We start from the raw sequence: 26,460 nt of genomic DNA on the forward strand, positions 1-26,460 counted from the left end.
CTTGACACGAGGACGCTGGTTCGAGGACGGACGGCTTCGCTTCGCCGTCGGCATCGAGGACACTTTCGTTCCGCAGGAGTCGGCCGGCCACCGCAAGCTCGACGAGTACGAACTCACCCAGCACTACGCGCAGTGGCGTGAGGACCTCGACCGCGCCGCCGACGCCGGTGCCGAGCTGATCCGCTGGGGCATCCCCTGGTACCTGGTGGAACCGGCGCCCGGCGACTTCCGCTGGGAGTGGCTCGACGAGGTCGTGGCGCACATGGACGGCCTGGGCCTGCGCTGCGTCGTCGACCTGATGCACTACGGGACGCCGCTGTGGCTGGACAACCAGTTCCTCAACTCCGCCTATCCGGAACGTGTCGCCTCCTACGCGGCCGCCGTCGCCGAGCGCTACCGCGGCAGCCTCACGGACTGGACGCCGCTGAACGAGCCGGTCATCAACGCGATCTACTGCGGGGAGAAAGGTCTTTGGCCGCCATGCCTGCGCGGCGACGACGGCTTCGTGAAGCTGATCGTCCAGCTCGCACGCGGCATGGTGCTCACCCAGCGGCGCATCGCCGAGGTACAGCCCGAAGCCGTCTTCGTCCACGTCGACGCGGGGTTCCGGTGGGTGGGTGACACGCAACGGGCTCCCCTGGAACACCTTGTGGAGCGGCGCTTCATCGGTCTGGATCTCGTGCTGGGCCGCATCGACGACGCCCACCCCATGCACGGCTACCTCACCCGGCACGGCACGACCGACCAGGAGCTGAGGTGGTTCCGGGACAACGCCGTGACGCCCGACGTGATCGGCGTGAACTACTACCCCGCCTTCACCACCTCGCGATTCGACCCCGCAACAGGCACCGAGCATCCCGTCGAGGCAGGCACCGAAGGCCTGACCGACCTGCTGCACACCTACGCCGCCCGCTACGACCGGCCGCTGTTCGTCACCGAGACCAGCCGCGGCGGCCCGGCCTCCGAACGCCTGACGTGGCTGGAGGAGAGCGTGACCGCCGTCCACGCCCTTCGCGCTCAAGGCATGGACCTCGTCGGCTACACGTGGTTCCCCTTCTTCGCCCTCGTCGACTGGCTCTACCGCGAGTCCGACGATCCGGCCGACCACTGGCTCGTCCAGATGGGCCTCTACGACCTGGAACGCGACGCGGGCAACACCCTGCGGCGCAGGCCCACCCCCGTGGTGGACCGCTTCCGCGAAATGGCCCGGGAGGCCGGTACGGAATCGGGCGACGACGGGTAACAGCCCCCCGAAGAACCCGTCGGACAGGGCGCGGTTCCCGTGGCCGGGACGCCCGGCCGGGCGTCCCGGCCACGGGAACCGCCCGCCGGCCGCCTCCTTCCTGAGGCGTGCCGGCGGGCGGCGCGTGCCGGCCACACGGCAGGCAGTGGCGGCTAGGAGGTGGCGGCTACTTGGCGATCAGGACGGCCACGGACCTGCCGCCCAGCTCGTACTCGGCGCCCTTGCCGCCGACGGGCTCTTCCGAGCCCGGCTCGGCAACCTGACCGGCGCCCTCCGATGCGGCGCCCGTGTCGGTGACGCGGTGCCACTCCTTTCCTTCGCCGGGCGAGGGCAGCGTGAAGTCGGCCGCCCCGGACGAGCCGTTGTAGGCGACGTAGAGCCCGTCGGCCGGGTCGTCGAACTCGGTGCCGTCGACGCGCCAGGCCAGCGCCTGGTTGGAGGCGTCGTTCCAGTACGCCTCGTCGGGCGCGGCACCGGCCGGGGTGAACCAGTCGAGCTGGCCTGTGCCGTTGCCGTTGGTGTCCTCGGATGTGTAGAAGTCCGCGGGCCGCAGCGCCGGGTGCGCCTTGCGGAATTCGAGCAGCCGGTGCGTGTAGGTACGGAAGGTCTCCTGGTCCGAATCGGGTTCGTGGCCCAGCCAGTTGGCCTCGTTGTCGAGGTTGTACGGGTTGTTGTTGCAGCGGGTACTGCGCAGCACCTCGTCACCGCCGGTCATCATCGGCGTGCCCGCCGAGATCATGAGGAAGGCGAAGCCGTTGCGGGCTGCCTGCCGCTGAGCTGCCGCCCCGCCGCCCTGGTCCCAGGACATGTTGTCGTCCGACCCTCCGTCGGAGGGTCCGTAGGGCCAGGCCTGGTCGTTCTTCTTCTCGTTGCAGGCGTACAGGTCCCGCTGGGTGAACCCGTCGTGGGCGACCATGAAGTTGACCGAGTTGAACGGCCGTCGCCCGTCGTCGCCGTAGAGGTCCGAGGAGCCGGCGAGGCGCGTCGCGAGCTGCCCCGGGGTCACCTTCCGGTCCGGCTTGTTCTGGTGTGCGCGGAGGGTGTCGCGGTACTTGCCGTTCCACTCGGCCCAGCCCGCGGGGAAGTTGCCGATCTGGTACGTGCCGTCGCCGAGCGCCCAGGGTTCGGCGATCCAGTCGGTGCCCTCGCCGCCTCCGGCTCCGCGTGCGGGCATCTCCTCGGTGATGCGGTGCAGCGCCGTCTTGGGGTCGGTGGCGCTGTACTTGAAGCAGCCGTGTTCGCAGGTGTTGCCGAGTACGGGTGCGAGGTCGTGCCTGAAGCCGTCGATGCCGAGCGTGTCCTTCCAGTACCGGAGGGAGTCGATGACGAGGTTCTGCGCGACCGGGTTGTAGGTGTTGAAGTTGCCGCCGACGCCCGTGTTGTCCACGGGCTCCTGCCGGTCGTCGGTCAGCGAGTAGTAAGTGGGGTTGTCCAGGCCGCGGTAGGAGTGGATGCCGTAGGTGTTCTTGTCCCCCTCCTTCCAAGGGCCCCCTTCTCCCGTGTGGTTGTAGACCACGTCTGCGATGACCTTGATGCCGGCGTCGTGGTACGCCTTGACCATCGCGCGGAACTCCCGGGTGGGGCCGCCGGGTGAGTCGTCCGCCGCGTAGCGGCGGTCGGGGGCGAAGAAGTTGTCGGTGACGTATCCCCAGTAGTTGTCGTCCGCGCTGCTGTCCGGATCGGCGTCGTTGGCGTCGTTCTGTGCCTCCTGCAAGGGCAGGAACTCCACGGCGGTGACGCCTAGTTCGGCCAGCTCGTCCGCCTTGGCAGCGGCTCCCTTGTACGTGCCGCGTTCCGCGGCCGGGACGGCGGGGTCGTTCTTGGTCAGGCCGCGCAGATGCACCTCGTAGACGATGTCGTCCTTGAGCGCGCGCCGTGGCTTCTCGCCCGTCCCTCCGTCGTCGCCGGAGTCGGTCTCGGGCAGCACGATGCCCTTCGGTGCCTGGGCGCCGCTGTCCTCGCCACGGTGCTCCGGGCCGGAGCCGTAGACGCCCTTGTCGGTCATGCCCTCACGCAGCGGGTCGTGGCTGACTTCGCGGGCGTACGGGTCGAGGAGCAGCTTGTTCGGGTTGAATCTGTTGCCCTCGCCGTCCACGTCGGAGACGAAGCCGGCCTCGGAGCCCTTCTCCCAGTCCTTGTCGTAGGGCCAGTTGGGGCCCCAGGCGCGGTAGCCGTAGTAGACGGTGCCCTCGATGCCGTACTTCTCACGGAGTTCCGCGACGGTGACCGTCGCCGTCCACGTGCCGTCGGCCCCGGACTCCTTCTCCAGGAGCAGGCTCCCCTTCTCGGCGGCGCCGGCGGCCTTGTCGTAGAGCTCGACGAGCATCCGTGTCGCGGCGGAGGAGTGCACCCGGAAGGTGATGCTCTCGCCGCTGCCGTCGTAGTGCGCGCCGAGGGCGGGAGCCGCCGCGGTGGCGGCCCGTGCGGGCTGGCCCGCCGACGGCATGAGGCCGACGACTGTGGCCAAGGTGGCGGCTGCCGCCGCCAGTCTCAGGAAGCGCAGGCGTCCCAAGGGACTCATCTCCTCGATGTGGGGGGTGAACGGCCCCGGGCCGCATGCGGGCCCGGGGCCTTGGGGGTGGTGGCTACTTCAAGTACGGGCCTGACGAACCGACCTTGCCCGGTGCGCGGTTCCCAGGGAGGTCGAGCACGTAGGCCCGCAGATTGCCCTTGCCGGGTGCGGCGACGGAGAGCTTGCCGCCGGTGACGTTCTTGGTGTCGCCCGTGACGGCGTCCTTGTATGTGCCGTCGGGGATGCCGTTGAAGGTGGCTGCGCCGGAGACCGTCACGAGCACGAAGCTGTCGGTGTCGCCGGAGGTGTAGCGGCGCTTGTACGCCATCGAGCCGTCGATGCCGCTCGTGGAGTACTGGCCCATCTGCAGGGCGGGAACGGCGCGCCGGATCCGGTTGAGCTGCTGGAGGTGCTTGACGAGCGGCTTGTCGAGGGTCTTTGCGACCTCACCCTTCGCGCTGTCGGCCCTGCCGAACTCCGATGCCTCGACGCTGCCTTCGAGGTGCTCGCCGAAGTAGGCGCGGCCGGTGGTGGCGAGCGGGCACGTGGGACCGCAGTCGATCTTCTTGCCGGCCTGGAACTCGATCTCCGATCCGTAGTAGAGGGTGGGGATGCCGCGGAAGGTCCACATCAGCGACATGTTCTCGGCCCAGGCGTCGGTGCCGCCGTCGTAGCGCGTGGACGACTTTCCCGGTCCGTAGTCGTGCGAGTCGACGTAGACGGTGTTGTACGTGGCGTCGTTGTAACTGTCGTCGGAGTCCTTGCCGTTGCCGAAGGCGTTCGCCGCGTCGCCGAAGTTCATGTGCATCCGCATGTCGATGACGTTCATGCCGGAGAACTTCGAGTGGTCGGGGGCGTGGTACTCGTTCCCGTCGAGGAAGGCGTTGGTGGACGTCGGCTGGTTCTCCGGCCCCTGCTTCTGCTCGTACTCGTACATCTCCAGCGACGCCTTCGCGTCGTCGTCGCTGTACTCCTTGCGTTCCTTCCAGGTGAAGAACTGGGTGGAGTGGTTGACCGAGCCGCGGTTCCACTTGTCGTTGACGAACGCGGCCACCTCGCCGAAGACGTAGAAGTCCTGCGCTTTCTCCTTGCCGTACTTCTCCACGAGGCGGTCGTGGAGGGCCGGCAGGAAGCGGCGGTTCCAGGTCGTGCGGGGGATGTGGACGGCCGTGTCGATGCGGAAGCCGTCGACGCCCATGTCGATGTACTTGCTGTAGGCGTCGGTCAGGTACTTCTGCACGCTCTTCTGCTCGGTGTCGAAGTCGGCGAGGTCCTCGTGCAGCCAGCAGCTGCGCGCGTCCTCGCCCTCCCAGTTGCCGAGCCAGCACTGGTGGTACTTCGAGGCAGGGAAGAGGCCCGAAGTGGGGCTGGGCCACTGGCAGTTGTAGAGCTTGTAGCCCTCGGGGCTGCTCTCCCCCGTCGGTTTGCCCCAGTCCTTGCAGGTGTTGCCCTCGGGCTCCTCCTCGGACCAGAGGTCACCGTTGTAGGTCTTGCCCTTCTCGTTCTCCTCCAGGGGGTTGTACTCCTTGCCCTCCGTCTTCTTGTCGTAGTACCAGCCCCACTCCTTGTCGCGCTTCCCGAAGAAGGTGGGGGTGCTCAGCCCCTTCGCGCCCCAGCGGGAGCTGTGGTTGTAGACCACGTCCTGGTAGATCTTGATGCCCTTGGCGTGGGCGCTGTCGATGAGTTGCTGGTAGGAGACGCCCTTCGACTCCAGCCGCGGGTCGATCCGGTAGAAGTCCCAGCCGTGGTAGCCGTGGTAGTCGTAGTCGGACCGGTTCAGGACTACCGGAGTGATCCAGATCGCCGAGAAACCCAGCGCCTTGATGTAGTCGAGCTTGTCGGCCAGGCCCTTGAAGTCGCCCCTGAACATGGGGTCGTCGTGGGCCGCGTTGCCCGACTTCTCATGCTGGCTGCCGCCCCTGTTGTTGGACGGGTCGCCGTCGTTGAAGCGGGCGGTCATCGCGAAGTAGACCGAGTCCTTGCGCGGGTCGCCGCCCAGCATCGTCGCCGGTGCGGCCGCGGCTGCGCGGCCGTCTGCCGGGCCGGGGTCGGGTCGCGGTCCGGCGATCCCGGTGGCCGGAAGCAGCGAGACGACGAGGCCCGCGAGGATGAGAGCGAGGAGTGCCTGGATACGGGCCCGTGGCCCGAGCGGTGGGGGGATGCGCATACGCACAACGGCTCCTTCACGTCGCTTCGGAAGGGCCGCACGCACCAGCAGCCGGTAATCGATTCCCCTGTAGCGGCGGGAACTTGAAGGGAAAGTAGCGGCACCGCGAAGAGCTGTAAACCCTTCCTGCAAGATTCAGGAAGCTCTTGCGAAGTTTCCGGCTCCCCTCCAACACGGCCTGATCGCGGGTCCGTTGAGTGAGTGAGATGCGGACAGCCCAGGGTGACGACGCACCAGGCTTCACCATTTCTTCACAGCACAGTTTCGTATACGTCCCGCATCGGTGTTCGAGGCAATGGAAGGCTTCACCACGGCCGACCACCCATCGGCCGGTGCCGTGCTGCGACCCCCACACTGCGCACGCGGCGCCACATCCTCGGGGAGAGGACGCCAACGTGGACTTCATACGTTCCGCAGCGCGCCGCAGAACGCTCGGCGCACTCGCCGGCACCGCGCTCATAGCCGCCGTCGTACAGATACCCGCCTCGGCGGGCACGGCCACCGCACCGGACAAGAGCTCCGCACGGGCCTCCGGTACCGCGTCGGCCTTCACCGCAGCGGAAGAGGACGACTACTACCAGGACGCCGAGGGCAAGACCGGCGAAGAGCTCAAGACGGCTCTGCACGGCATCATCAGCAACGGCGTGACCACACTCTCGTACGACGAGGTCTGGGACGCGCTGAAGGAGACCGACCAGGACCCGGACAACTCCGGCAACGTCATCGAGCTGTACACCGGCAAGTCCATCTCCAAGGACAGCAACGGCGGCGACCAGGGCAACTGGAACCGCGAGCACGTCTGGGCCAAGTCCCACGGCGACTTCGGCACCGCGAACGGACCGGGCACGGACGTGCACCACCTGCGCCCGTCCGATGTGCAGGTCAACAGCATCCGCGGCAACAAGGACTTCGACGAGGGCGGAAGCGAGGTCGAGGGCGCGCCGGGCAACTTCACCGACGACGACTCCTACGAGCCGCGCGACGAGGTCAAGGGCGACGTCGCCCGCATGATCCTCTACATGGACGTCCGCTACGAGGGCGAGGACAGCTTCCCGGACCTGGAAGCCAACGACGAGGTCGACAACGGCTCCAAGCCCAACATCGGCCGCGTGTCCGTCCTGAAGCAGTGGAGCGAGCAGGACCCGCCGGACGCGTTCGAGGAGAACCGCAACCAGGTCATCTTCGACAAGATCCAGAAGAACCGGAACCCGTTCATCGACCACCCTGAGTGGGTCGGGGAGATCTACAAGTAGGGCCCGGGCCGCAGGCCCGGTACGAGCCGGGCGGCGGTGACGCCCACCCGGTCCTGAGGACGACACCGTGCCCTCGTCCCGGAAGCAACTCTTCCGGGACGAGGGCACAGTCACGGGGCCGCTGACCGGCCTGCCTGCCTCAGTACTTCTTCGGACGGTAGGCGTCGTACTCGTCGTTGCCGATCCCGTAGCTGCGCGTGCTGTGGTCGGTCCCGTAGCTGCCGCGCTGCTCGTAGGCGCGGTAGGACTTGTGCGCCGCACTGGTCCACTTCTCGAAGATCACGACGTGACGGGTCGTCGAGCTGCCGTTCGCGTCGATGATCAGGTCGCCCTTCTTCAGCTGCGACATCTTGATCTTCTTGGTGAACTGCGAGGACGCCAGGCCCACCGTGTTCGTGCCCGGCTTCCCGTACTTGAGCGCCATGCTCACGTAGCCGGAGCAGTCCGTGCGGTAGCCCCCGAACGTCTTGCTCTGGCTGTAGGGGACCTGGTGGCCGTCGATCGCCGTCAGCCAGGTCCTGGCCCGCTTGATGACGGTGTCGCGGCTGATGGTGGCCTGGGTGCCGACGTCCGCCTTCGTCTCGCGCGCCTGGGTGCCGGGCGCGCTCTCGGCCGGAGCGTCACCGGCCACCGCCATGGGTGTGAGGGACGCCAGGACGGCGGCGCCCGCGACCACGGGAAGAACTATTCGTGTCCTGCGGTTCATGTGTTCCCCGTTTTCATCGGGTTTCCCTTGTCGGGCTGTCGGCCGGGCACAGGCACAGGAATCCGCGTCGCATTCTCCCAACTCGCGGATTTCAGGGGCCTGTTGCCCGACGACGGGAACGCTAGGCGTGTTGAACTGAACGCGTCAATGCATTCCATGTCCGTCCGGGCATTCCGATGACGAATGTCAGGCTGGGCATTCCCAGCCGTGTCCCGGGAGCCTCACGGAATCGCGCACACGTCTGCCCCGGTAGCGGTTGCCTGGCTCGAATCAGGCCTGTGACGTGCGGCGTCGCAGCCAACGCAGCAGCAGGCCGAGCCCTGTGGCATTGACGAGCGCCGCAACCGCGAGCAGCAGAACGAAAAGCGGGAGAGTCACCGCGGTCGGCAGCAGAAATCCGATTGCGCCGGCGAGCAGCACGACGAGAAGACTCGTCGGCAGCGTGGCGAAAATGGGCCAGATACCCGCGAAAGAAGGACCTTCGTCGTCAGCGAAAAGGGCGTCGAAAGCCGTCCAGATCAGCAATGCCGCACAGGCCGTCAGATAGACGCGGGATGGCCAGTTGTCCGTCGCCGCCGAGAGAATTCTCTTCCAGCCGCTGCGGTCCCGCATGGTTGCTCTTCCCGGTCGGTGAAAGATCTCCAAGACAGATGACGGTCGCGCGTGTTCCGGCAGATCCTCCGCTCGTTCGCCGCCCGGCGCATGAGTACTTGTACTCAGATCCGCGGCTTTCGGGAGGACCGGAGGGCCGCCGCACGGCCGTGTCAGGTGCGCTGCGAGACCGGCCCCGGCCCGTACCCCCGTCAGTGCCGGGGGTACGGGCCGGGGCCGGTAGCCGGAATGCCGGCTTCTCAGGCGAGTGACGGGCCGCCGCGGTCCGGATGCAGCCACTGCGCGCGCATGGTCTTGCCGCGCGCCGACGTCAGCACCTCCAGCGTGTCGGCGCACTGCTCGACGATGCGCAGCCCCCAGCCGCCGCTGCCGTCGAGCTTGCCCGGCCGCCAGCGCGGAGGGAGCGGCACGGAGTCCGTGACCTCCACCCTTACGCGGTACGGCTCGGCCTGGACCCGCAGTTGCCACTTTCCCCGCGCGTGACGCTGTGCGTTGGTCACGAGTTCGGAGACGACGAGGAGCACTCCCGTCAGGTCCACCCAGGCGCAGTCCCTCGCCAGGTGCTCCTCCACGGCCTTGCGCGCCTGTCCGATGTCGGTGTACACCGAGTCCATCAGCAGGGCTTCTTGTTCCCCTCCGCCTGTCGCCGCAGGGCTGTGACCCGTAGGCACAGGCATCACCTCCCGTCCTCTGCCGAGGACGCATTCTCCTCGACGGGGCCGTCCGTACGCCTCTCTTACGGAAACCCGGGCTCTCGTCGTGGTCGCTTCAATCGGTCCCAGGTCCGCTTGCCCACCGACGCCTGCCTCATGCCAACTGGCCCTGTACGGCCGCTCCGAGGTGCCGCAAATGCACCCAAAAGGACAACACCTCGAAGCCGTAGGCTTGTTCAGTGAGAAGCCGGGTAAGCGATTGAACCCGACGTCGAAGTGAAGGGCAGGTCCACGCGATGACTTCCGCAACGCCGACCGTCACGACAGCGGAGGAAGCACCCACCGGGTCGCCGTCCGTACTCGAAGGGCGGGGAGCCGGAAGCGCATCGGAAGGGCTGCCCGTCATCGACGAGCCGGAGAAGCTTGCTCCCGAGGACGCCCGTCAGCTCTCGAAGACGCTCTTCGACAGGCTTGCCGTCCTCGAGGAGGGCACGCACGAGTACCAGTACGTGCGCAACACCCTCATCGAGATCAACCTGACTCTCGTACGGTATTCGGCGCGCCGCTTCCGCTCCCGCGGCGACGACATGGACGACATCGTGCAGGTCGGCACGATCGGCCTCATCAAGGCGATCGACCGGTTCGACCTCTCGTGCGAGGTGGAGTTCACCACCTTCGCGATCCCGTACGTCGTCGGTGAGATCAAGCGCTTCTTCCGTGACACGACGTGGGACGTCCGCGTTCCGCGCCGCCTCCAGGAGATGCGCATGGACCTGGCGCGGGCCAACGACAAGCTCACCTCGAAGCTGGGCCGTGCGCCCCGTGTGAGCGAACTGGCCGAGCATCTCGGCGTGAGCGAGGAGGAGATCGTCGAGGGCCAGGTCGCGGCCAACGGCTACAACTCCTCGTCCCTCGACGCCACGGTCAACGACGAGGAGGGCGAGGCGTCCCTCGCGGACGTGCTGGGCGAACGTGACGAGGCCATGGACCTGGTCGAGGACTTCCACGCCCTCAAGCCGCTCCTCGCCGAACTCTCCGAACGCGACCGGAAGATCATCGAACTGCGCTTCGGCGACGAGCTGACGCAGGCGCAGATCGGCGAGCACCTGGGCCTGTCCCAGATGCACGTCTCCCGGCTGCTCAGCCGCGCGCTGTCCGGCCTCCGCGCCGGCATGCTCGCGCAGAACTGACGCACGCACGCCGCACAACGGCACCTGATACCGACGCTGCCGTGGCAGACCCGTGACAGGGTCTGCCACGGCAGCTTTGGTGTCAGGCAGGCGTCAGGGCAAGGGCAGTCAGTCGGCACGCCCATGGCAGGGCAGGGCCAAAGGCAGACGAGCAGTCGAAGGGCCCGTGACGTCCGCGACGTCACGGGCCCTTCGACTGCTTGGGCACCGCGCCCCGCGGAAGCCGCGAGGCAGGGCGGTGCGCTCAACGCCGGAAGGCGTCCTTGGCCTTCTCGGCGGCCTGCCGGACGTCGCCCTTCGACTGCTCGCGGCGGCCTTCGGCCTCCAGACGCTCGCTGCCGAGCTTGCGGCCGAGGATCTCCTTGACCTTTCCCTGGAGCTGCTCGGTCTTGGCCTGCTTCTTCTTCTCAGCGCCCACGGTGAGCCCTCCCCACGAGATTCCTGCTGACGTGTTGCGGCGGGTTCCCGCGCAACAGGGCTGGAAACGCGGGCTGTTGCCATGCGTCGGGTGCCTGCGCGGGCGCCGTCCGCGCGCTCCCGCTCAGCTCTTGAGCGGGCAGTTCCTCGTCAGCTCCGCCTGCGTCGCCCCGTCCGGCCTGGGCACGTCGCGGGTGCGCGGCGGCTTCGTGCCGTCGCCGAGCCAGCGCTCCAGCGCGGTGAACGCCGAACGGTGGCACGGCGTGAGCGGCCGCAGCTTGTCGGGGAAGGCGTCCGCGAGCGAGTCGACGTGGTTGCCGTCCTCGACGCGGTAGTAGCGGAAGAGCCCGCCCCGCCCCGACTCGCGCACCATGCGGGCGTAGACGTCGGAGTCCTCCCCGATGGGGAGCAGGGTGTCGAGGGTGCCGTGCAGCGTGATCAGGGGTTTGCCGATCCTGCCGGTGAGCCCGGCCTGTGCGACCGCGCGGCGGACGTCGTCCGGGCGGTCCTCGTACTCGTAGTCCGCGTCGCACGGCGGACCGTCCGGGTCTCCGGGCGCGCAGAACGGGGTTCCCGCCTCGGTGTCGCCGTCGAAGCCGGGATCCATCTCCTCGCGGTAGATGCGCTGCGTGAGATCCCAGTAGTTCTCGTGGAAGTAGGGCCACAGGAACTCGGAGCCGCGCGGGAAGCCGGCGTCGTGCAGGGCCTTCCTGGCCTTGTCCGCCCCGGGACCGCCGGCTGCGTACGCCGGGTAGTGGCGCAGCGCCTGCGGCAGGAAGGTCAGCAGGTTCGGCCGTTCGCCGCCGGCCCGCCACAGCGTGCCCTCCCAGTCGACGCCGCCGTCGTAGAGCTCCGGATGGTTCTCCAGCTGCCAGCGCACGAGGTAGCCGCCGTTGGACATGCCGGTGGCCAGCGTGCGTGCCGGGGGACGCCGGTAGTGGTCGGCGACCGTCGCGCGCGCTGCCCGCGTGAGCTGCGTGACGCGCCGGTTCCACTCGGCCACCGCGTCACCGGGAGTCCGTCCGTCACGGTGGAAGGCCGCTCCGGTGTTGCCCTTGTCGGTGGCGGCGAAGGCGTAGCCGCGCTTGAGCACCCAGTCGCCGATGGCCCGGTCGTTGGCGTACTGCTCGCGGTTTCCGGGGGCGCCGCTGACGACGAGACCGCCGTTCCAGCGGGCGGGCAGCCGCAGAACGAACTGGGAGTCGTGCTTCCAGCCGTGGTTGGTGTTCGTCGCGGAACTGTCCGGGAAGTAGCCGTCGATCTGGACGCCCGGCACACCCTTCGGTGTGGGCAGCTTCGCAGGGGTCAGCCCTGCCCAGTCGGCGGGGTCGGTGTGTCCGCTCTCCACGGTGCCCGCGGTCGTCAACTCGTCGAGGCAGGCGGCCTTCTGATGTTCGGCGCCGGGCACGCGAGGTATGTCCGTCCGGGCACAGCCGCGGTCCGCGCCCTGCTGGGCGGCGGCACCGCCGGGCGCGGGGAAGGACAGCAGCGCGGCGGTGAGGGCGGCGACTGCCGCGAGTCGGTACGGGCGTACGGCGGCGCTGCTGACCCGTTGCATCGCAGAGGCCTCCCTGGGGGCTGTGTCCGGCCGGAGGCGGCCGGGCCTGTGTCCGGCGTGATGAGTGCACGCAGGCTACGAGCCCCCTCCATCCCCCGCACACGTGACGGACCGCCACCTTCGCGGCCCTTGCGGTGGTGCACGGCCACACGCCGCACGCGCGGCGGGCCATCGCCCGCAGAGGGACGGCGGCCCTCCTGGCGACACGGCGAACTCCCCCCGGCGCCATGCCGGTTGGGAGGCGGCCCGCTGACGCAGGCCTGTTGACGCAGGCCTGTTGAGGCGGGCCGTTGACGTGAGTCGGCGTCGGCTGCTCCGGCAGCGGCTCTCGCGCCCGCCCGACGGGCCATGCGGAGGCGTGCGGTGGCGCACGGGCCGGGGCGCCGGCATTCTCCGGCTCGCCGGAGTGCGGGGACGCGGCCGGCGACCGGTCCTGCCGAGCGCCGCGGCGGCCATGCGCCCGCATCCCCTGCGTACACACGCGTACGCGCAGCACAACGGCCCGCCCGCGTCCCCGGGGACTGGACACGGAACGGGCCGGGCCTCCTCGCGGGCACCGGAAGCCGAGTTCCCCGTGCGCCGGGGAGGACCCGCGCCGGCGGCGGTCAGACCGTCATCGGGGCCCGCGCGGGGGAGGGCTCGTGAGCGCGCGCCGCCACCTCCGCCTCGACCTCCCGGTGCAGGCGCTCGCACGTACGGCTGATGAGCCGCGAGACGTGCATCTGGGAGATCCCCAGCTGCTCGGCGATGCTGCTCTGCGTCATGTCGCAGAAGAAGCGCAGGTAGAGGATGTAGCGCTCCCGCTCCGGCAGGTTGCGCAGCTGCGGCTTGACCGCCTCGCGGTAGGTGACGCGCTCGAAGCCCGGCTCGGTGGCGCCGAGGGTGTCGAGCAGGGAGTAGCCGTCCTCGTTCTTGGACAGCTCGGCGTCGAGCGAGAGCGCACTGTAGCTCTCCAGCGCCTCCATGCCGATCACGACGTCCTCCTGGCTGAGGCCGCTGTGCTCGGCGATCTGCGCCACGGTGGGCGAGCGGTCATCGAGAGTGACGCCCAGTTCACGGCAGCTGGCGCGTACGCGGTTTCGCAGCTCCTGCACGCGTCGCGGCACGTGCAGGTCCCACATGTAGTCGCGGAAGTGCCGCTTGATCTCTCCGACGATCGTCGGCACCGCGAAGCTCTCGAAGGCGCACCCCCGGGCCGGGTCGTAGCGCGCGACGGCCTTGACCAGCCCCAGCGCGGCGACCTGCTGCAGGTCCTCGAGGTTCTCGCCCCGGTTGCGGAAGCGCTGGGCGAGACGGTCGGCCATCGGCATCCAGGCCCGCACGACCTCCTGGCGCAGCTCCTCCTTCTCCGGCCCGTCCGGCAGCGACGTGATGCGCTCGAAGTGGGCCGCGGTGTCGGGTGCATCGTCATGCGGGTGACGTGCGTGCTTCGCACGGAATCGGACTGCTGACATGACCTGATGCCTCCCGGTGCTCGGTGAACTCGGGTAGCGCGTCACCGCGGGAGCAGGCACAGCGGTCAGGCGCACGGCGGCGCCGACCGCCCTCCCGCAGCTGTGCCTACTGGCCGAAGCACAAAAGGGGTCAAAACACCTTAAGAGTAATGAACCCGTCCAATACTCCCGATCTCCTTCAAACTACGTCGATGCCGTCTCATGTGCCACACGTACGCCGTGTTTCACCCGAGCCCGTCCGGGGACACACGAAGGCCCCGGGTGTGCAGCAGCACACCCGGGGCCCGAAGTCCCAGCCGTCCGGCGTCAGCGCCCGGGGTCGGCCTCCGCTTCCTCGCGCTCACCCTCGGCGATCGTGTCGGCGACCTCCGCAGTCCTCTCCGCTTCCTCCGCGGCGAACCGTTCCGCATCGAGCTTCTCGGCGATCTCCTCGTCCTGCGCCATCAGCAGGTCCAGGTTCTGGTCGCCCATCTCGAAGACGCCCATGTCGAGGTACGCGCGCTGGAGCCGCTCGCCCCACAGCCCGATGTCGCGCACGCAGGGCACGATGCGGCTGAAGAGCAGCTGCCGGAAGAGCTTCAGGAAGTCCGACTGCTCGCTGAAGGTCTCCGCCTCCGCCTTCGGAACCCCGAAGTTCTCCAGCACCTCGACGCCCTTGAGGCGGTCCCGCATGAGGTAGCAGCCCTCGATGACGAAGTCCTCGCGCTCCCGCAGCTCGGCCTCCGTCAGCTGCTTGTAGTAGTCGCGCAGCGCCATGCGGCCGAAGGCGACGTGCCGGGCCTCGTCCTGCATGACGTAGGCGAGGATCTGCTTGGGCAGCGGCTTGTCGGTGGTGTCGCGGATCATGCCGAAGGCGGCGAGCGCCAGCCCCTCGATGAGCACCTGCATCCCCAGGTAGGGCATGTCCCAGCGGGAGTCGCGGAGGGTGTCTCCGAGCAGCGACTGGAGATTGTCGTTGATCGGGTAGACCATCCCGACCTTCTCGTGCAGGAAGCGCCCGTAGATCTCGGCGTGCCGGGCCTCGTCCATGGTCTGTGTCGCGGAGTAGAACTTCGCGTCCAGGTCGGGGACGGACTCCACGATCCGCGCCGCGCAGACCATCGCACCCTGTTCACCGTGGAGGAACTGGCTGAACTGCCAGGAGGCGTAGTGCTGCCGCAGGTCTGCCCGTTCGGCCTCGTTCATCTTGTCCCAGTAGGACGTGCCGTAGAGCGACATGGCCTCGTCGGGGGTGCCGAGCGGGTCCTTCGGGTCCACCTCGAGGTCCCAGTCGATGCGCAGCTGCCCGTCCCACTGCTTGTCCTTGCCCTTCTGGTACAGGGCGAGGAGACGGTCGCGGCCGTCGTCGTAGTCCCAGCTGAAGCGGGCGGCCCCGGCGGCCGGCACCTCCCACTCGGCGGCTCCCGGGCTGTTGACGTAGAGGTCGTGCGTGGTCATGGACGCCTCCTGACTCCGGGATGCTCGGGCCCCGCCCGGGCAACCAGGGCCCACTGGCAGGCAGTTGGCAGGCTCACACGGCTGTTACCGCCCGGTCAACAAATGCTGCGCAATGTGTGTCGCGGGGATTGACTCGCTTACTGACAGGCAGTCTCATAAGACGTAACGGTCGATGTAACCTTCGGTAACTCACGAAGAGGTGCCCAGCATGACGATCACCCCCGACACGGCCACCGACGAGAAGACCGGGACCCAGCCGCTCAGGGACGCCCTCGGCCTGCTCAAGGACCGCGAGCAGGTCGCCGAGCGCCTGCTGGACTCCTCCAAGAAGCACTCGTTCGACCCGGACGAGGAACTGGACTGGGACGCGCCCTTCGAGGAGGGCAAGTGGTTCTGGCCGCCGGAGCTCGTCTCGCTCTACGACACCCCTCTGTGGAAGCGGATGTCCGAGGAGCAGCGCCTCGACCTCGCCCGCCACGAAGCCGGCTCGCTCGCCTCCCTCGGCATCTGGTTCGAGGTCATCCTCATTCAGCTGCTGGTGCGCCACATCTACGACAAGCCGCTCACCAGCAGCCACGTGCGCTACGCCCTCACTGAGATCGAGGACGAGTGCCGGCACTCGAAGATGTTCGCGCGGATGATCAGCAAGAGCGGAGTGCCCGCGTACCGCGTCTCCCGTCTGCACCACAACCTCGCACGACTGCTCAAGTCCGTCTCCACGACGCCCGGGTCCTTCACCGCCACGCTTCTCGGCGAGGAGATCCTCGACTGGATGCAGCGGCTGACCTTTCCCGACGAGCGGATACAGCCGCTGGTGCGCGGTGTCACCCGCATCCACGTAGTCGAGGAGGCCCGGCACGTGCGGTACGCCCGCGAGGAGCTGCGCCGCCAGATGGTCAGCTGCCCGCGCTGGGAGGCGGAGTTCACCCGCATCAGCTCGGGCGAGGCGGCCCGCGTCTTCTCGATCTCCTTCATCAACCCGGAGGTCTACACGAACGTGGGCCTGGACAAGCGCGAGGCGATGGCCCAGGTCAAGGCCAGCGGACACCGCCGCGAGGTGATGCAGACCGGCGCCAGGCGGCTCACCGACTTCCTGGACGAGATCGGCGTCATGCGCGGAGTCGGCCGCAAGCTGTGGGTCAGCTCGGGCCTCCTGCCCCGGTAGGGACCGGCCGGGGGGCGTCCCGGTTACGCTCATGGAATGAGCAGCAGCGGCACGGCACCGGCGTATCGCAGGCTGAGCGTGGACGAACGGCGTGCGCAGCTGATCGGCACCGCGCTCGGCCTCTTCGCCCACAATCCGCCCGAGGACGTCTCCCTCGACGACGTGGCGGCCACCGCCGGCGTCTCGCGCCCGCTCGTCTACCGCTACTTCCCGGGCGGCAAGCAGCAGTTGTACGAGGCGGCGCTGCGCACCGCGGCCGACGAGTTGGAGCAGTGCTTCGCCGAGGCCCAGACCGGGCCGCTCACGCAGCGGCTCGTGCGGGCGCTGGAGCGCTACCTCGCATTCGTCGACGAGCACGACGCCGGGTTCATGGCGCTGCTCCAGGGCGGCAGCGTCGTACAGACCTCGCGCACGCACGCGATCGTCGACGAGGTGCGCCGCGCCGCCGCCGACCAGATCCTCTTCCACCTCGGCTACGAGCCGGGGGGCAAGGAGGCGGGGCCCCGGCTGCGCATGACGGTCAGCACGTGGATAACGGTGGTCGAGGCCGCCTCCCTGATGTGGCTGGACCAGGGCAAGCAGCCGCCGGTCGCGGAACTTCGCGACTGGCTGCTGGACCACTTCGTGGCCCTGCTGATGGCGTCCGCTACGAGGGACGCGGAGACCGCCCGCATCGTCCGGCACGCCCTGGACCTGGAGGAGGGCGACGGCCCCGTCGGCGAACTGGCCCGGCGGATGCTGCCCGTCGTCGGCGACAAGGGACATCTCCTGGACGTGCCCGGCAGCTGCTGACCGCCCGGAGCGGGACAGGCCGGCGCCGGGGCCGGGACAGGCCGGCAACGGAACCGGAAGGGAACGGGACCGGAGGTAACGGGACGGCCGGTCCCGAACTTAAAGGAATCTTGAACAAGGCCTATTCTGGCTCCATGTCCACGCAACTGTCCTGGCAGGCCAAGGAGGCCACGGTCGGCGAACTCGCCGAACGCGCCGGAGTGGCCACCTCTGCGCTGCGCTACTACGAGCGCGAGGGGCTGATCCACAGCCGCCGCACCCCGGGCAACCAGCGCCGCTACAGCCGTGACACCCTGCGCCGGGTCGCCTTCATCCGAGCCTCCCAGCGTCTGGGCATGCCGCTCGCGGCCATCCGTGACGCGCTCGCGCTGCTGCCGGACAACCGCACACCGAACCGCGAGGACTGGGCGAGGGTCTCGGAGTGCTGGCGGGAGGACCTCAACCAGCGCATCAAGCTGATGACGCAGCTGCGCGACCACCTCACCGAGTGCATCGGCTGCGGCTGCCTCTCCCTGGAGCACTGCGCGCTGGCCAATCCGTACGACAAGCTCGGCGAGGATGGCCCGGGCCCGCGTTCCCTCGCGGGCTGCACCTCGGACAAGTGCGGCTGAACCGGAAGGCGGAGGCGGGAGCAGGAATGCGCAGTGAGGAGAGCGTCTTCGTCGGCGGGCCGCTGGACGGCCGCGTGCTGCCGGTGCTCACCGGGGTCAACGGCCGTCCGCCGAAGAGCTACGAGGTGCCCGTCCCGCCCGCGGACGACGACGGCCCCACGGTGGTTCACGTCTACCGGCTGGAACCCGCCGCCTTCACACGCCGGCTGGGCATCCCCCGCGGCTGGCGATACGTGTACGAACCAGAGGGAATTCCGCACGGAAGGCTCCGCTGGCCGTGGAGCCGCGGCTGAGCCCCGGCCCCGCGCAGGCCGCACACGGCACCGGCCGTGCCGCGTCCCGGGGCGCCGGCGGCCAGGCAAGCAGGACACCCCTAGCACATCCGTGACATTTTCTGAGCCTGACGTGAAGTTTGCGAAGAACTGCGACGGTTCTGTTCACCCCGTCCCCTTGCACACGCTGTGCGCCTAGGCTGCCGAGCGTGATCCAAGGGATGGCTGGCCTCGGTAGCACAGACCCCCGGCAGGTGGGCCCGTACCGCCTCCACGGCGTACTCGGCGACGGCCGTATGGGCACCGTCTACCTCGGTCGGGGGGCACCGCAGCGGGGCGCGCGCAAGCAGCTCGTCGCCGTGCGCGCCCTGCGCCCGTACCTGCTCCGCGACCGGCCGCTGCGCGCACGCCTGCGGCAGGAGATGGAGGCTGCTGCGACCGGCGTGCGCAGCGAGTACGTCGCCGACGCGGCAGGCTGCGAACTCGACGGCGCCCAGCCCTGGATAGCCAACGCCTTCGTGCCCGGCGTCTCCCTGGAAGCCCTGATCTCGAAGTACGGCCCCATGCCGGAGTCGTCGGTGCGCGCCCTGGGCGGCGCGCTCGCGCGGTCCTTGACGGCCCTTCACGCGGCCCGCATAACCCACCGCGACCTGGGCCCCCACAACGTGCTGCTCGCCCTCGACTCGCCCCGCGTCGTCGACTACGGCCTGGCCCTGGGCAACATGAGCGGGCCGGCCACCGACGAAATGGCCGACGACGTCTTCGACCTGGGCGCGACCCTCGTCTTCGCCGCCAGCGCCCATCAGCCCTTCGCCGGGAACATGCTGCCCATGGCACGCGAGGACCCGGACCTGACGGGCGTGCCGGACGGGCTGTGCCCCGCGCTCTTCGCGTGCCTGCACAAGACTCCGGAGTCCCGTCCGCCCCCCAGCGTCCTCACACACGCACTCGACCTCGCCGACACCGCCGAACTTCCCGCCACGGACTGGCTGCCCGAGTCGTACGTGCACGAGATCGGGCACGCGACCGAAGCGGCCCGCCGCCTGACGGGACGCCGTCTCTTCGGCCGTTAGCGCCACTCCGGTCTCGCCCCGTACTGCGCGCCGCCGCACGGGCGACGCCCCGGGCACCCTTCGGGTGAGCGCCCCGGGACGGGAGCCGAACAACCCCGCCGGTAACAAGCACCGCCGTGCACGATCGCTCCGGTAGCGAGTCAGATCGGAGGCGAGCCGGTGTCGCATCTACGAGCACCCCATTCCGTCACGGCCGGGGCGCTGGTCACGGTGGTGGCGGCAGCGCTCGCCCTCCAGCCCCTTCCGGCGGCGGCCGACCCGGGCGAGAGGCCCGTCAGCGAGCTGCTGCGCGAGCTGCGGCAGATGTACGAGAAGACCGAGTCGGCCTCGGACGCGTACAACAGGACCGCCGAAAAGCTGAAGCGGCAGCGCAAGCGTACGAACGACGCGGAGAAGGCGCTCTCTTCGGTGCGTGCGGCACTCGCCGAGTCACGCCGGGAGGCCGGACGCCTCGCCCGTCAGCAGTACCGGCGCGGCGACGTCGGGCTTCCGCCGGTCGTGCAGCTGCTGCTCGCCGAGAACCCGCGGGCCCCCATGGACGGGCTGCGCCTGCTCACTCGTGCGGCGGGCCGCCAGGCCCTGACCGTGCAGCGGCTCCAGGCGGGTGAGAAGAGGCAGCGGCAGCTCACGGCACGCGCACGCAAGGCGCTGGCGAAGCAGCAGCGGCTCGCGGACCGGAAGGAGAAGCGGCGGGAGACCGTACGCACGCGGCTGCGCCGGGTCGAACGCACCCTCGCCTCCCTCTCCGACGACCAGCTGACGCGACTGCGCGCCCTGGAGACGTCCCAACAGGCAGGCACCCAGCGCACATTGATGTCCGCCAGGGGGCTGCAGGGTCCGAAGGTGCAGCGCCGGCCCTCACGCACCGGAGCGGAAGCGGTGCGGTTCGCGCTGCGGCAGATCGGCAAGCCCTACCGGTTCGGCGCCGCGGGCCCCGCGGCCTACGACTGCTCGGGGCTCACCTCGAAGGCGTGGGGGCAGGCCGGTCGCGCCATTCCGCGCACCAGCCAGGGCCAGTGGCGGAGGCTGCGGCACGTGCCGCTGAACAAGCTGCGCCCCGGCGACCTCGTCGTCTACTACGAGAGCGCCTCGCACGTCGCGATGTACGCCGGACGCGGCAAGGTCGTGCACGCGCCGCGGCCGGGTTCGCAGATCCGGCTCTCCCCCGTCGGCGCCATCCCCTCCGTGCAGGGCGCGGTGCGGCCCGACGCGGGGAATCGTCCGCTGTCCGACCACCGCCGCCCGCAGACGCCGCTGCTCTGAGGGCACATGAGCCGGGCAGCACCGGCGTCCACTGACCGCGGGCGGGTCCCCCTTCCCCGTCCGTGACGGGCCGCCGCGCCGGATCGGCCGGCGCGGCGGCCGGGCCGTGCCAGGGGCCGTGCCGCCGGGCCGCGACGAGGGCCGCGGCCCGGACGGGGGCCTCCGCCGGCGTCAGCCTCCCGCGACGCTGCCCAGGTAGGCCTCGGTCTTCGCCGGGTCGTAGAAGTACTCCTCGAAGTCCGCCGGGTTGTCGAAGCCGTTGGCGAACCGGTCGGCGACGGGCTGGAGCTGCCCGGCCGCGCCGATGAGGTTGAGGATGTGCTCGGGCGGCGGGCCCAGCAACGCATTCGTCCACTTGGTGGTGTGCTGGACCTCCGCCCAGAAGCGGTCGAACGTCTGCTGCATCCACTCCTCGTCGAAGGGCTTGTCGCCGCGCTCCAGGATGGAGGCGAGGTAGGCGGCCGCGCACTTGGAGGCGGAGTTCGAACCCTGGCCCGTGATCGGGTCGTTGGTGACGACGACGTCCGCGACGCCGAGCACGGCGCCGCCGTCCGGCAGCCGCCCCACCGGCTTGCGCACCGTCGGCGCGTACCGCCCGGAGAGCGTGCCGTTGGCGTCGGTCAGCTCGACCTTCGTGGCCCTCGCGTACTCCCAGGGCGTGAACTCCTCCATGAGCTCCAGGGTCTTGGCGAGCTGCTCGTTCGGGTCCTTGATGCCCTGGAAGACATCGAGGGGCCCGCCGGGGATGCCCTCCCAGAAGAGGATGTCGCAGCGCCCGGTCGTCGTCAGGCAGGGCATGACGAACAGTTCACCGACGCCCGGCACGAGGCTGAAGCGCACCGCCTCCGTGTCCGGGTGCTCAGGACGCGGGCCGAGTCCGTTGACGTAGCTGACGGCGAGGGCACGCTGTGGTGTGTCGTACGGGGAGCGCTCCGCGTCCCGCTCGAACATCGACACCAGTTCGCCCTTGCCGGCCGCGACGAGCACCAAGTCGTACTTCTTCGCGAAGAAGTTGAGGTCGGAGACGGCCGCTCCGTGGATGACGAGCTGGCCGCCGCGCTGCGCGAAGGTCTCCATCCAGCCGGACATCTTCACGCGCTGGTCGACGGACTGGGCGTAATTGTCCAGCCTACCGAGCCAGTTGATCGCGAGCTGGGTCTCACCGGGGCCCTGCAAGGACTCCGGGTCGGCCACGGAGACTCCCAGGCCCTCGACCTTCGGGGTCTGGTTCTCCCAGAAGTTGACCTCGATGTCCCGCTCGTTCTGCAGCGCCGTGTGGAACTGCATCTGCGTCGACATGACGCGTCCGCCGCGTATCTCGTCCGCCGTGCGGTTCGACATAACGGTGACCTCGTAGCCCTGGGCCTGCAGGCCCAGCGCCAACTGGAGGCCTGCCTGGCCGGCTCCGACAATGAGTATCTTCCGCATGGCGGTCTCTCTTCTCCGTACGTTGTGCGGTTCCGCGCCGCGCCGGTTCAGGCGGGCGTGACGTCCAGTGCGTGACTGACCAACGCGAGCAGCGACTTCAGTACCGTGGCCCGCTCACGCGCATCCATGATCACAACGGGCACGTGCTTGGGGACGGACAGGGCCTCCCGCACGTCCTCGGCCTCGTACGCGGTGGTGCCCTCGAAGTGGTTCACCGCGACGACGTACGGATACCCACAGCTCTCGAAATAGTCCAGCGCGGGGAAACAGTCCTCCAGGCGCCGCGTGTCCGCCATCACGACGGCACCGATGGCGCCGCGCACGAGGTCGTCCCACATGAACCAGAAGCGCTGCTGGCCCGGCGTGCCGAACAGGTAGAGCACCAGGTCCGATTCGAGGGTGATGCGCCCGAAGTCCATGGCCACCGTGGTCGTGGTCTTCTCCGGGGTCGAGGTGATGTCGTCCTCGTCCTCGCTGGCCTGCGTCATCAACGCCTCGGTCGTCAGCGGCTCGATCTCGGAGATCGAACCGACGAACGTCGTCTTGCCGACGCCGAAGCCGCCCGCCACCACGATCTTGGTGGATATGGGGGCGTGCGAGAGATCCTCCTGCCAGTCCTTCACTCCGGGGGCGGTACCTTCCGCATTCCTCACTTCTTCCACGACCGGCTCAGAGCCTGCGAAGTCCACCGAGCACCCTTTCCAACAGCGCACGGTCGGGCCGGTCGCTGCCGTGCCCGGTGCCGTGAACGCGCACCCGTCCCTGGTCGGCGAGGTCGCTGAGCAGAACCCGTACCACACCCAGAGGCATCTTCAACAGTGCTGCGATCTCCGCCACCGAACGCATGCGGCGGCAGAGTTCGACGATCGCCCGCATTTCGGGCATGACCCGGTCACGCAGGCCGCCGGAGGTCAACTCCGGCCGCTCCTCCGGGGCTTCGATCGCCGCGACGATCGTCTCGACCAGCAGCACGTGGCCGAACCGGGTACGTCCTCCGGTGAGGGTGTACGGGCGGACTCTCTTGGACTTGCCGCTCTCACGTCGAACGGGCAAGGGGGGCGGGGAAGAAGCAGGTGTCACTGGTCCAGCTCCATCGACGAGCGCAATTCGGTACGGAGTTCGGGGGTGAGGACATGGCCGGCGCGGCCCACGAAGAGCGCCATGTGGTAGGCGATGACGCTCATGTCACAGTCCGGCGTGGCGTGTACGCCGAGCAGGGAACCGTCGCTGATCGACATCACGAAGAGCGAGCCCTCGTCCATGGCGACCACGGTCTGCTTGATCTCCCCGCCGTCCATCAGCTTGGCGGCACCGAGAGTCAGGGACCCCAGGCCGGAGACGATCGTGGCCAGATCGGCGCTCGTGCCCTTCGGGCTGCGCACGCCTCCCTTGCGGGCGGAAGGGACGTCTCTGCTCTCCGTGTCGTCCGTACGGCCGCCGGCGCCCTCGGACCCGGAACCCGCGGCAGCGTGACCGGCGGCCGCGGCGTCCGTCTTGTGGTCGGAGGACAGCAGCAGCAGCCCGTCGGACGAGACGACGGCGACGGACAGGACGCCCGGCACCTCTTCGACAAGGTTCTCCAACAGCCAGCGCAGATTGCGCGCTTGGGCGCTGCCGGTCGTGCGCGTGGTGGACGCGTTCACCTGCGAGCCTCCTCGGCGGTACCACCATCGGACTGCGTCCCCGGTTGATCAGAGACATTCCCATCAGCGTCGGTCTCGGCGGCCGCGTCACGGCGGCCGTGCTCCGCTCCGCGTTGGAATCCTCCGAGGCGGCGGCGCATCTCTTCGGCGTTCGGGCCCTGCTTGCGCGGCTGCACGGGGTCCCTCTGCGCCTCCACATGATGCGGAGTCCGCTTGGGCAGCCCCTTGTCGGTGATCCTCGACTGTTCCGGGATTCCGGCTTCGGGGCCGGCCCCGGTTTCGGAGACGGTCCCGGTTTCGGAGTCGGTCCCGGACCCGGCAGCGTCGTCCCGGGGTTCGGTCTCGTCCGAGGACGCTGCCTGCGGACCCGCGTCCGGCCCGGGCTCCGGGTCGTCGGGGCCCGGCTCGTGCCCGGCGCGGGTGCCGGCGTCTCCCGGCGCCAACGCGTGTTCCTCGGACTCCGGCCTCTGCCCGAGCGGTGCGGGGGCCTCCTGCACCGGTACGGCTCCCGACTCCCGGACCGCCCGCTCCGCGGCGGACACCAGCGGGTCGTCTCCGCCTCGACGGCTGGGCAGGGCATTGGAGTTGGCCTCCGCGGCCGAGCCGGGGAACGCCGACGCCGGAGCAGCGGGGACACGTCCCGCCCCGGCTTCGCTCGCGGCGGCCGCGACGGGAACCGGCCGTGCGGGAAGCAGCTGGCTCGGCACCGCCACGACGGCCGCTATGCCGCCGCCGTGCCTGCGCTCACGCAGCTGCACGCGCAGCCCGTGCCGTGCCGCCAGCCTGGCGACGACGTACAGGCCCATGCCGAGACCGGCCTCGGAGCTGCGGTGCCCGGTCTGCGAGGCGGCCGCCTCCATCTCCGGAGGCTCCTGCCCGTCGGGCACGCTGAGCCGCGCGTTGAGCGCCGCGAGTCTTCTGCCCGTGACCCCTATGCCCTCGTCCTCGACGGAGAGCATCACCTCGCCGCTCTCCAGCAGCCAGCCGGACAGCTGCACCTGTGCGTCCGGCGGGGAGAAGGTGGCAGCGTTGTCGAGGAGTTCGGAGATGAGGTGGCTGACGTCGTCGGCCGCGTACCCGGAGACCTGCACGTGCGGCGGCAGCGTACCGAGCTCGACGCGCTCGTACCGCTCGATCTCACTGATCGCGGCGCGCAGCACGTCCAGCAGCGGTACGGGACCCGAGTGGTGCGCGGTGACGTGTTCGGCGCCGGCGAGAAGCAGCAGGTTCTCGCTGTAGCGCCGCATCCGAGTGGCCAGGTGGTCGAGCTTGAAGAGCGTGCTGAGCCGGGACGGGTCGCTCTCCTGGTCCTCCAGGTCCTCGATGACGCCGAGTTGGCGCTCGATGAGGCCCAGTGTGCGCAGCGCGAGATTGACGAACGTGCCGTGGACGGCGCCCGACATCGCGTCGAGGCGCTCCTTCAGCTCGGTGTACTCGCCGCGCACACGGTCCCGTTCGGCGGTGAGCGCGTCCTTGTGGCGCACCAGGTAGTTGTTGTCCGCCTCGGCCTCCGCGGCGCGTTCGTGCACGCCGACGACGGTCTGATGGAGCGTGTTGAGTGAGCGCACCACCTCGGCGAACTCGTCGTTCCTGCCGTTGAAGACGACCGGCTCCTCGCCCACCGGGTTCCCCGCGAGCCTCCGTGAACCGCGCTTGAGCACGGACAGCGGACGGGCCATGGAGCGTGCCGTCTGCACACTGATCCCGGCCGCGAGGAGCAGACAGGCCCCCACGAGGGCGATGCGCCACTCCAGCGTGGTGACGTCGTCGTCGCGGAGCCCTTCCAGGTGCTTCAACTGCTCGGCCGCGAAGGACGACTGGACGCCGCGCATGCTGTCGATGCGCGCGGAGAGCGTGGCGTCGATGCGGTCGTGGTTCATCGCGCGGTCGCCGGGCGTCAGGTACGGCTGGTCGGTCAGCCGCTCCAAGTACCGCTGCGCAACGGTGATGTCGGCGCCGGTGACGGTGTTCGTGAAGGAGTCACGGGCCCGGCTGCCGGCGCCGTCCCCGAAGTCCTCGAGCGCGGCCTGCTCCCGTACCCCGGCGCGCTGCGCCTCGGCGGTCAGGGAGCGCTGCGGTCCCCCGGCGGCGAGCGCACCGCGCAGCAGTCCGCGCACGGCCGACGCCTGTTCGACGGCACGGCCGAGGTCGGGCAGAGCGTGGGCGGCACCGGGGCCGGCGGCGGACCCCGCGGACTCGGTCGCGCGCGCGGGCAAGGACCGGGCGACGTCGGTGCCGACGTCCTGAAGGGTCCTGATGGTGCCCGTGTAGGCCTTGTGGATGTCGAGAGCGCCGCTGTCGCCCGCCTGCGCCTCCTGTCGGATGCCGGACAGCTTGCCCAGCGCCTGCCGCACGGACGCGGGTGCCGTCTCCCGGATCTCGGAGATCTGCCGGTCGACGCGCCGGCGCTGCTCCTCGGTGACTCCCGCACCGTCGCGGCTGGTGCGGCCCGCGGCGACGTACTCGACCATGCCGTCGCGTTCGTCCGCGAGGGCGTGGCCGAGGGCGATGGCGCGCTTGTCGAGTTCCGCGCGTTCCACCAGCTGCTGGGACTCGGTGAGGTCGTCGTAGGCGGTGAGCACCGCGGGCGTTCCGGCTCCGATCACGGCGAGGGAGCAGAGGGCGACGGAGGCCAGCAACCGGTTCCGGACCCGCGCGCGTCGGGGGCCGGGCGCCTGCGAGGGGCCGCCCTGTGCCGTCGTCCGGTTTCCGGGCCTGATCCGCAGTCCGCCCGTTCCGTCCGGCTTCCGCAGTAGCTTCGTCCGCACCCGTGCTCGCAATCTCGTCGGGGCCTGCCCCAGGGACGGCCCGGCGCAGTCCAACCTTGTGTTGCAGGAGCGGACTCGAGCCCGTCGTCCCTCTCCCTCGCATCCCTTGGACGTCATCCGACCTTTCAGTACGGACGACAGGGGAGGTGACGATCTCCTGCTGGGCCACCCGAAGGAGTGAACCGTAACCGGGAGTCGGCGAACAACTCCGCCCGCACACCCCAACCACCCTGATATGGGCAC

The 26,460-nt window shown here is 69.5% G+C and carries 22 protein-coding genes and 1 pseudogene; 9 read left to right on the plus strand and 14 right to left on the minus strand.

Annotation, left to right across the window (positions count from 1 at the left end; genetic code table 11):
- The first annotated feature begins 1 nt into the window (after position 1).
- Positions 2-1,243: a family 1 glycosylhydrolase gene (locus tag EV375_RS12330; RefSeq protein WP_130299479.1), complete on the plus strand. Its 1,242-nt coding sequence runs from the start codon at positions 2-4 to the stop codon at positions 1,241-1,243.
- Positions 1,244-1,409: 166 nt separating this feature from the next.
- Here the strand turns inward: EV375_RS12330 and EV375_RS12335 are convergent, their stop codons facing one another.
- Both EV375_RS12335 and EV375_RS12340 read right to left on the minus strand, forming a co-directional pair.
- Positions 1,410-3,755 (minus strand): isoamylase, encoded by a 2,346-nt coding sequence (locus EV375_RS12335; RefSeq protein WP_207228086.1) that lies wholly within the window; start codon positions 3,753-3,755, stop codon positions 1,410-1,412.
- Positions 3,756-3,828: 73 nt separating this feature from the next.
- Positions 3,829-5,832: pseudogene (locus EV375_RS12340) on the minus strand (alpha-amylase family glycosyl hydrolase); the annotation flags it as partial.
- 485 nt (positions 5,833-6,317) lie between these two features.
- Here EV375_RS12340 and EV375_RS12345 point away from each other — a divergent pair.
- Positions 6,318-7,175: an endonuclease I family protein gene (locus EV375_RS12345; protein ID WP_486588444.1), complete on the plus strand. Its 858-nt coding sequence runs from the start codon at positions 6,318-6,320 to the stop codon at positions 7,173-7,175.
- 139 nt (positions 7,176-7,314) lie between these two features.
- Here the strand turns inward: EV375_RS12345 and EV375_RS12350 are convergent, their stop codons facing one another.
- The 3 genes from EV375_RS12350 to EV375_RS12360 all read right to left on the minus strand — a co-directional run bounded on the left by EV375_RS12350 (position 7,315) and on the right by EV375_RS12360 (position 9,107).
- The gene (locus EV375_RS12350; RefSeq protein ID WP_130299482.1) at positions 7,315-7,881 is read right to left on the minus strand and encodes an NlpC/P60 family protein; all 567 of its coding nucleotides are present in this window, start codon (positions 7,879-7,881) and stop codon (positions 7,315-7,317) included.
- Positions 7,882-8,151: 270 nt separating this feature from the next.
- Complete coding sequence (locus tag EV375_RS12355) at positions 8,152-8,493, minus strand: SCO4225 family membrane protein (RefSeq protein WP_130299483.1); 342 nt, start codon at positions 8,491-8,493, stop codon at positions 8,152-8,154.
- 239 nt (positions 8,494-8,732) lie between these two features.
- Positions 8,733-9,107, minus strand: coding sequence for an ATP-binding protein (locus EV375_RS12360; RefSeq protein WP_165434720.1), 375 nt, complete (start codon positions 9,105-9,107; stop codon positions 8,733-8,735).
- Positions 9,108-9,442: 335 nt separating this feature from the next.
- On the opposite strand from EV375_RS12360, the gene EV375_RS12365 reads away from it, so the two are divergent.
- On the plus strand, positions 9,443-10,336 hold the full coding sequence (locus tag EV375_RS12365; protein ID WP_130299485.1) for an RNA polymerase sigma factor SigF: 894 nt from the start codon (positions 9,443-9,445) through the stop codon (positions 10,334-10,336).
- 244 nt (positions 10,337-10,580) lie between these two features.
- Here the strand turns inward: EV375_RS12365 and EV375_RS12370 are convergent, their stop codons facing one another.
- The 4 genes from EV375_RS12370 to EV375_RS12385 all read right to left on the minus strand — a co-directional run bounded on the left by EV375_RS12370 (position 10,581) and on the right by EV375_RS12385 (position 15,202).
- Positions 10,581-10,754, minus strand: a complete 174-nt coding sequence (locus tag EV375_RS12370) for a CsbD family protein (RefSeq protein WP_130299486.1) — start codon at positions 10,752-10,754, stop codon at positions 10,581-10,583.
- Positions 10,755-10,877: 123 nt separating this feature from the next.
- Positions 10,878-12,311, minus strand: coding sequence for a tannase/feruloyl esterase family alpha/beta hydrolase (locus EV375_RS12375; RefSeq protein ID WP_130299487.1), 1,434 nt, complete (start codon positions 12,309-12,311; stop codon positions 10,878-10,880).
- A gap of 605 nt (positions 12,312-12,916) precedes the next feature.
- Positions 12,917-13,765, minus strand: coding sequence for a SigB/SigF/SigG family RNA polymerase sigma factor (locus tag EV375_RS12380; RefSeq protein ID WP_130299488.1), 849 nt, complete (start codon positions 13,763-13,765; stop codon positions 12,917-12,919).
- A 306-nt stretch (positions 13,766-14,071) separates the two neighbouring features.
- Positions 14,072-15,202 (minus strand): ferritin-like domain-containing protein, encoded by a 1,131-nt coding sequence (locus tag EV375_RS12385; RefSeq protein WP_130299489.1) that lies wholly within the window; start codon positions 15,200-15,202, stop codon positions 14,072-14,074.
- A 208-nt stretch (positions 15,203-15,410) separates the two neighbouring features.
- Between EV375_RS12385 and EV375_RS12390 the strand changes: the two genes are divergently transcribed.
- The 6 genes from EV375_RS12390 (at position 15,411) to EV375_RS12415 (ending at position 20,378) form a co-directional block, all read left to right on the plus strand.
- A complete protein-coding gene (locus EV375_RS12390; RefSeq protein ID WP_130299490.1) occupies positions 15,411-16,367 on the plus strand; it encodes an AurF N-oxygenase family protein in 957 nt (318 codons plus the stop codon).
- 36 nt (positions 16,368-16,403) lie between these two features.
- A complete protein-coding gene (locus tag EV375_RS12395) occupies positions 16,404-17,159 on the plus strand; it encodes a TetR/AcrR family transcriptional regulator (protein ID WP_130299491.1) in 756 nt (251 codons plus the stop codon).
- A 134-nt stretch (positions 17,160-17,293) separates the two neighbouring features.
- Positions 17,294-17,770: a redox-sensitive transcriptional activator SoxR gene (gene soxR / locus EV375_RS12400; protein ID WP_130299492.1), complete on the plus strand. Its 477-nt coding sequence runs from the start codon at positions 17,294-17,296 to the stop codon at positions 17,768-17,770.
- 26 nt (positions 17,771-17,796) lie between these two features.
- Positions 17,797-18,063 carry a hypothetical protein gene (locus EV375_RS12405; RefSeq protein ID WP_130299493.1) on the plus strand — a complete coding sequence of 89 codons (267 nt, stop codon included), beginning with the start codon at positions 17,797-17,799 and terminating at the stop codon, positions 18,061-18,063.
- Positions 18,064-18,263: 200 nt separating this feature from the next.
- Positions 18,264-19,115 carry a protein kinase domain-containing protein gene (locus tag EV375_RS12410; protein ID WP_130299494.1) on the plus strand — a complete coding sequence of 284 codons (852 nt, stop codon included), beginning with the start codon at positions 18,264-18,266 and terminating at the stop codon, positions 19,113-19,115.
- 159 nt (positions 19,116-19,274) lie between these two features.
- The gene (locus tag EV375_RS12415; RefSeq protein ID WP_130299495.1) at positions 19,275-20,378 is read left to right on the plus strand and encodes a C40 family peptidase; all 1,104 of its coding nucleotides are present in this window, start codon (positions 19,275-19,277) and stop codon (positions 20,376-20,378) included.
- A gap of 171 nt (positions 20,379-20,549) precedes the next feature.
- Here EV375_RS12415 and EV375_RS12420 read toward each other — a convergent pair whose 3' ends face one another.
- Genes EV375_RS12420 through EV375_RS12440 form a run of 5 tightly spaced genes read right to left on the minus strand, consistent with a single transcriptional unit; the run spans position 20,550 to position 26,217 of the window.
- Entirely contained in the window at positions 20,550-21,806 is a 1,257-nt protein-coding gene (locus EV375_RS12420) for a styrene monooxygenase/indole monooxygenase family protein (protein WP_130299496.1), read from the minus strand.
- Positions 21,807-21,853: 47 nt separating this feature from the next.
- On the minus strand, positions 21,854-22,495 hold the full coding sequence (locus EV375_RS12425) for a GTP-binding protein (protein WP_079100059.1): 642 nt from the start codon (positions 22,493-22,495) through the stop codon (positions 21,854-21,856).
- Positions 22,476-22,913, minus strand: a complete 438-nt coding sequence (locus tag EV375_RS12430) for a DUF742 domain-containing protein (RefSeq protein WP_486588727.1) — start codon at positions 22,911-22,913, stop codon at positions 22,476-22,478. Before EV375_RS12430 ends, EV375_RS12425 begins: the two co-directional genes overlap by 20 nt.
- A complete protein-coding gene (locus EV375_RS12435) occupies positions 22,883-23,449 on the minus strand; it encodes a roadblock/LC7 domain-containing protein (RefSeq protein ID WP_130299497.1) in 567 nt (188 codons plus the stop codon). The genes EV375_RS12430 and EV375_RS12435 overlap by 31 nt, the downstream gene beginning before the upstream one ends.
- Positions 23,446-26,217 (minus strand): sensor histidine kinase, encoded by a 2,772-nt coding sequence (locus EV375_RS12440; protein WP_486588445.1) that lies wholly within the window; start codon positions 26,215-26,217, stop codon positions 23,446-23,448. Before EV375_RS12440 ends, EV375_RS12435 begins: the two co-directional genes overlap by 4 nt.
- Positions 26,218-26,460: the final 243 nt, after the last annotated feature.

The sequence above is a fragment of the Streptomyces sp. CNZ301 genome, from assembly GCF_004217425.1.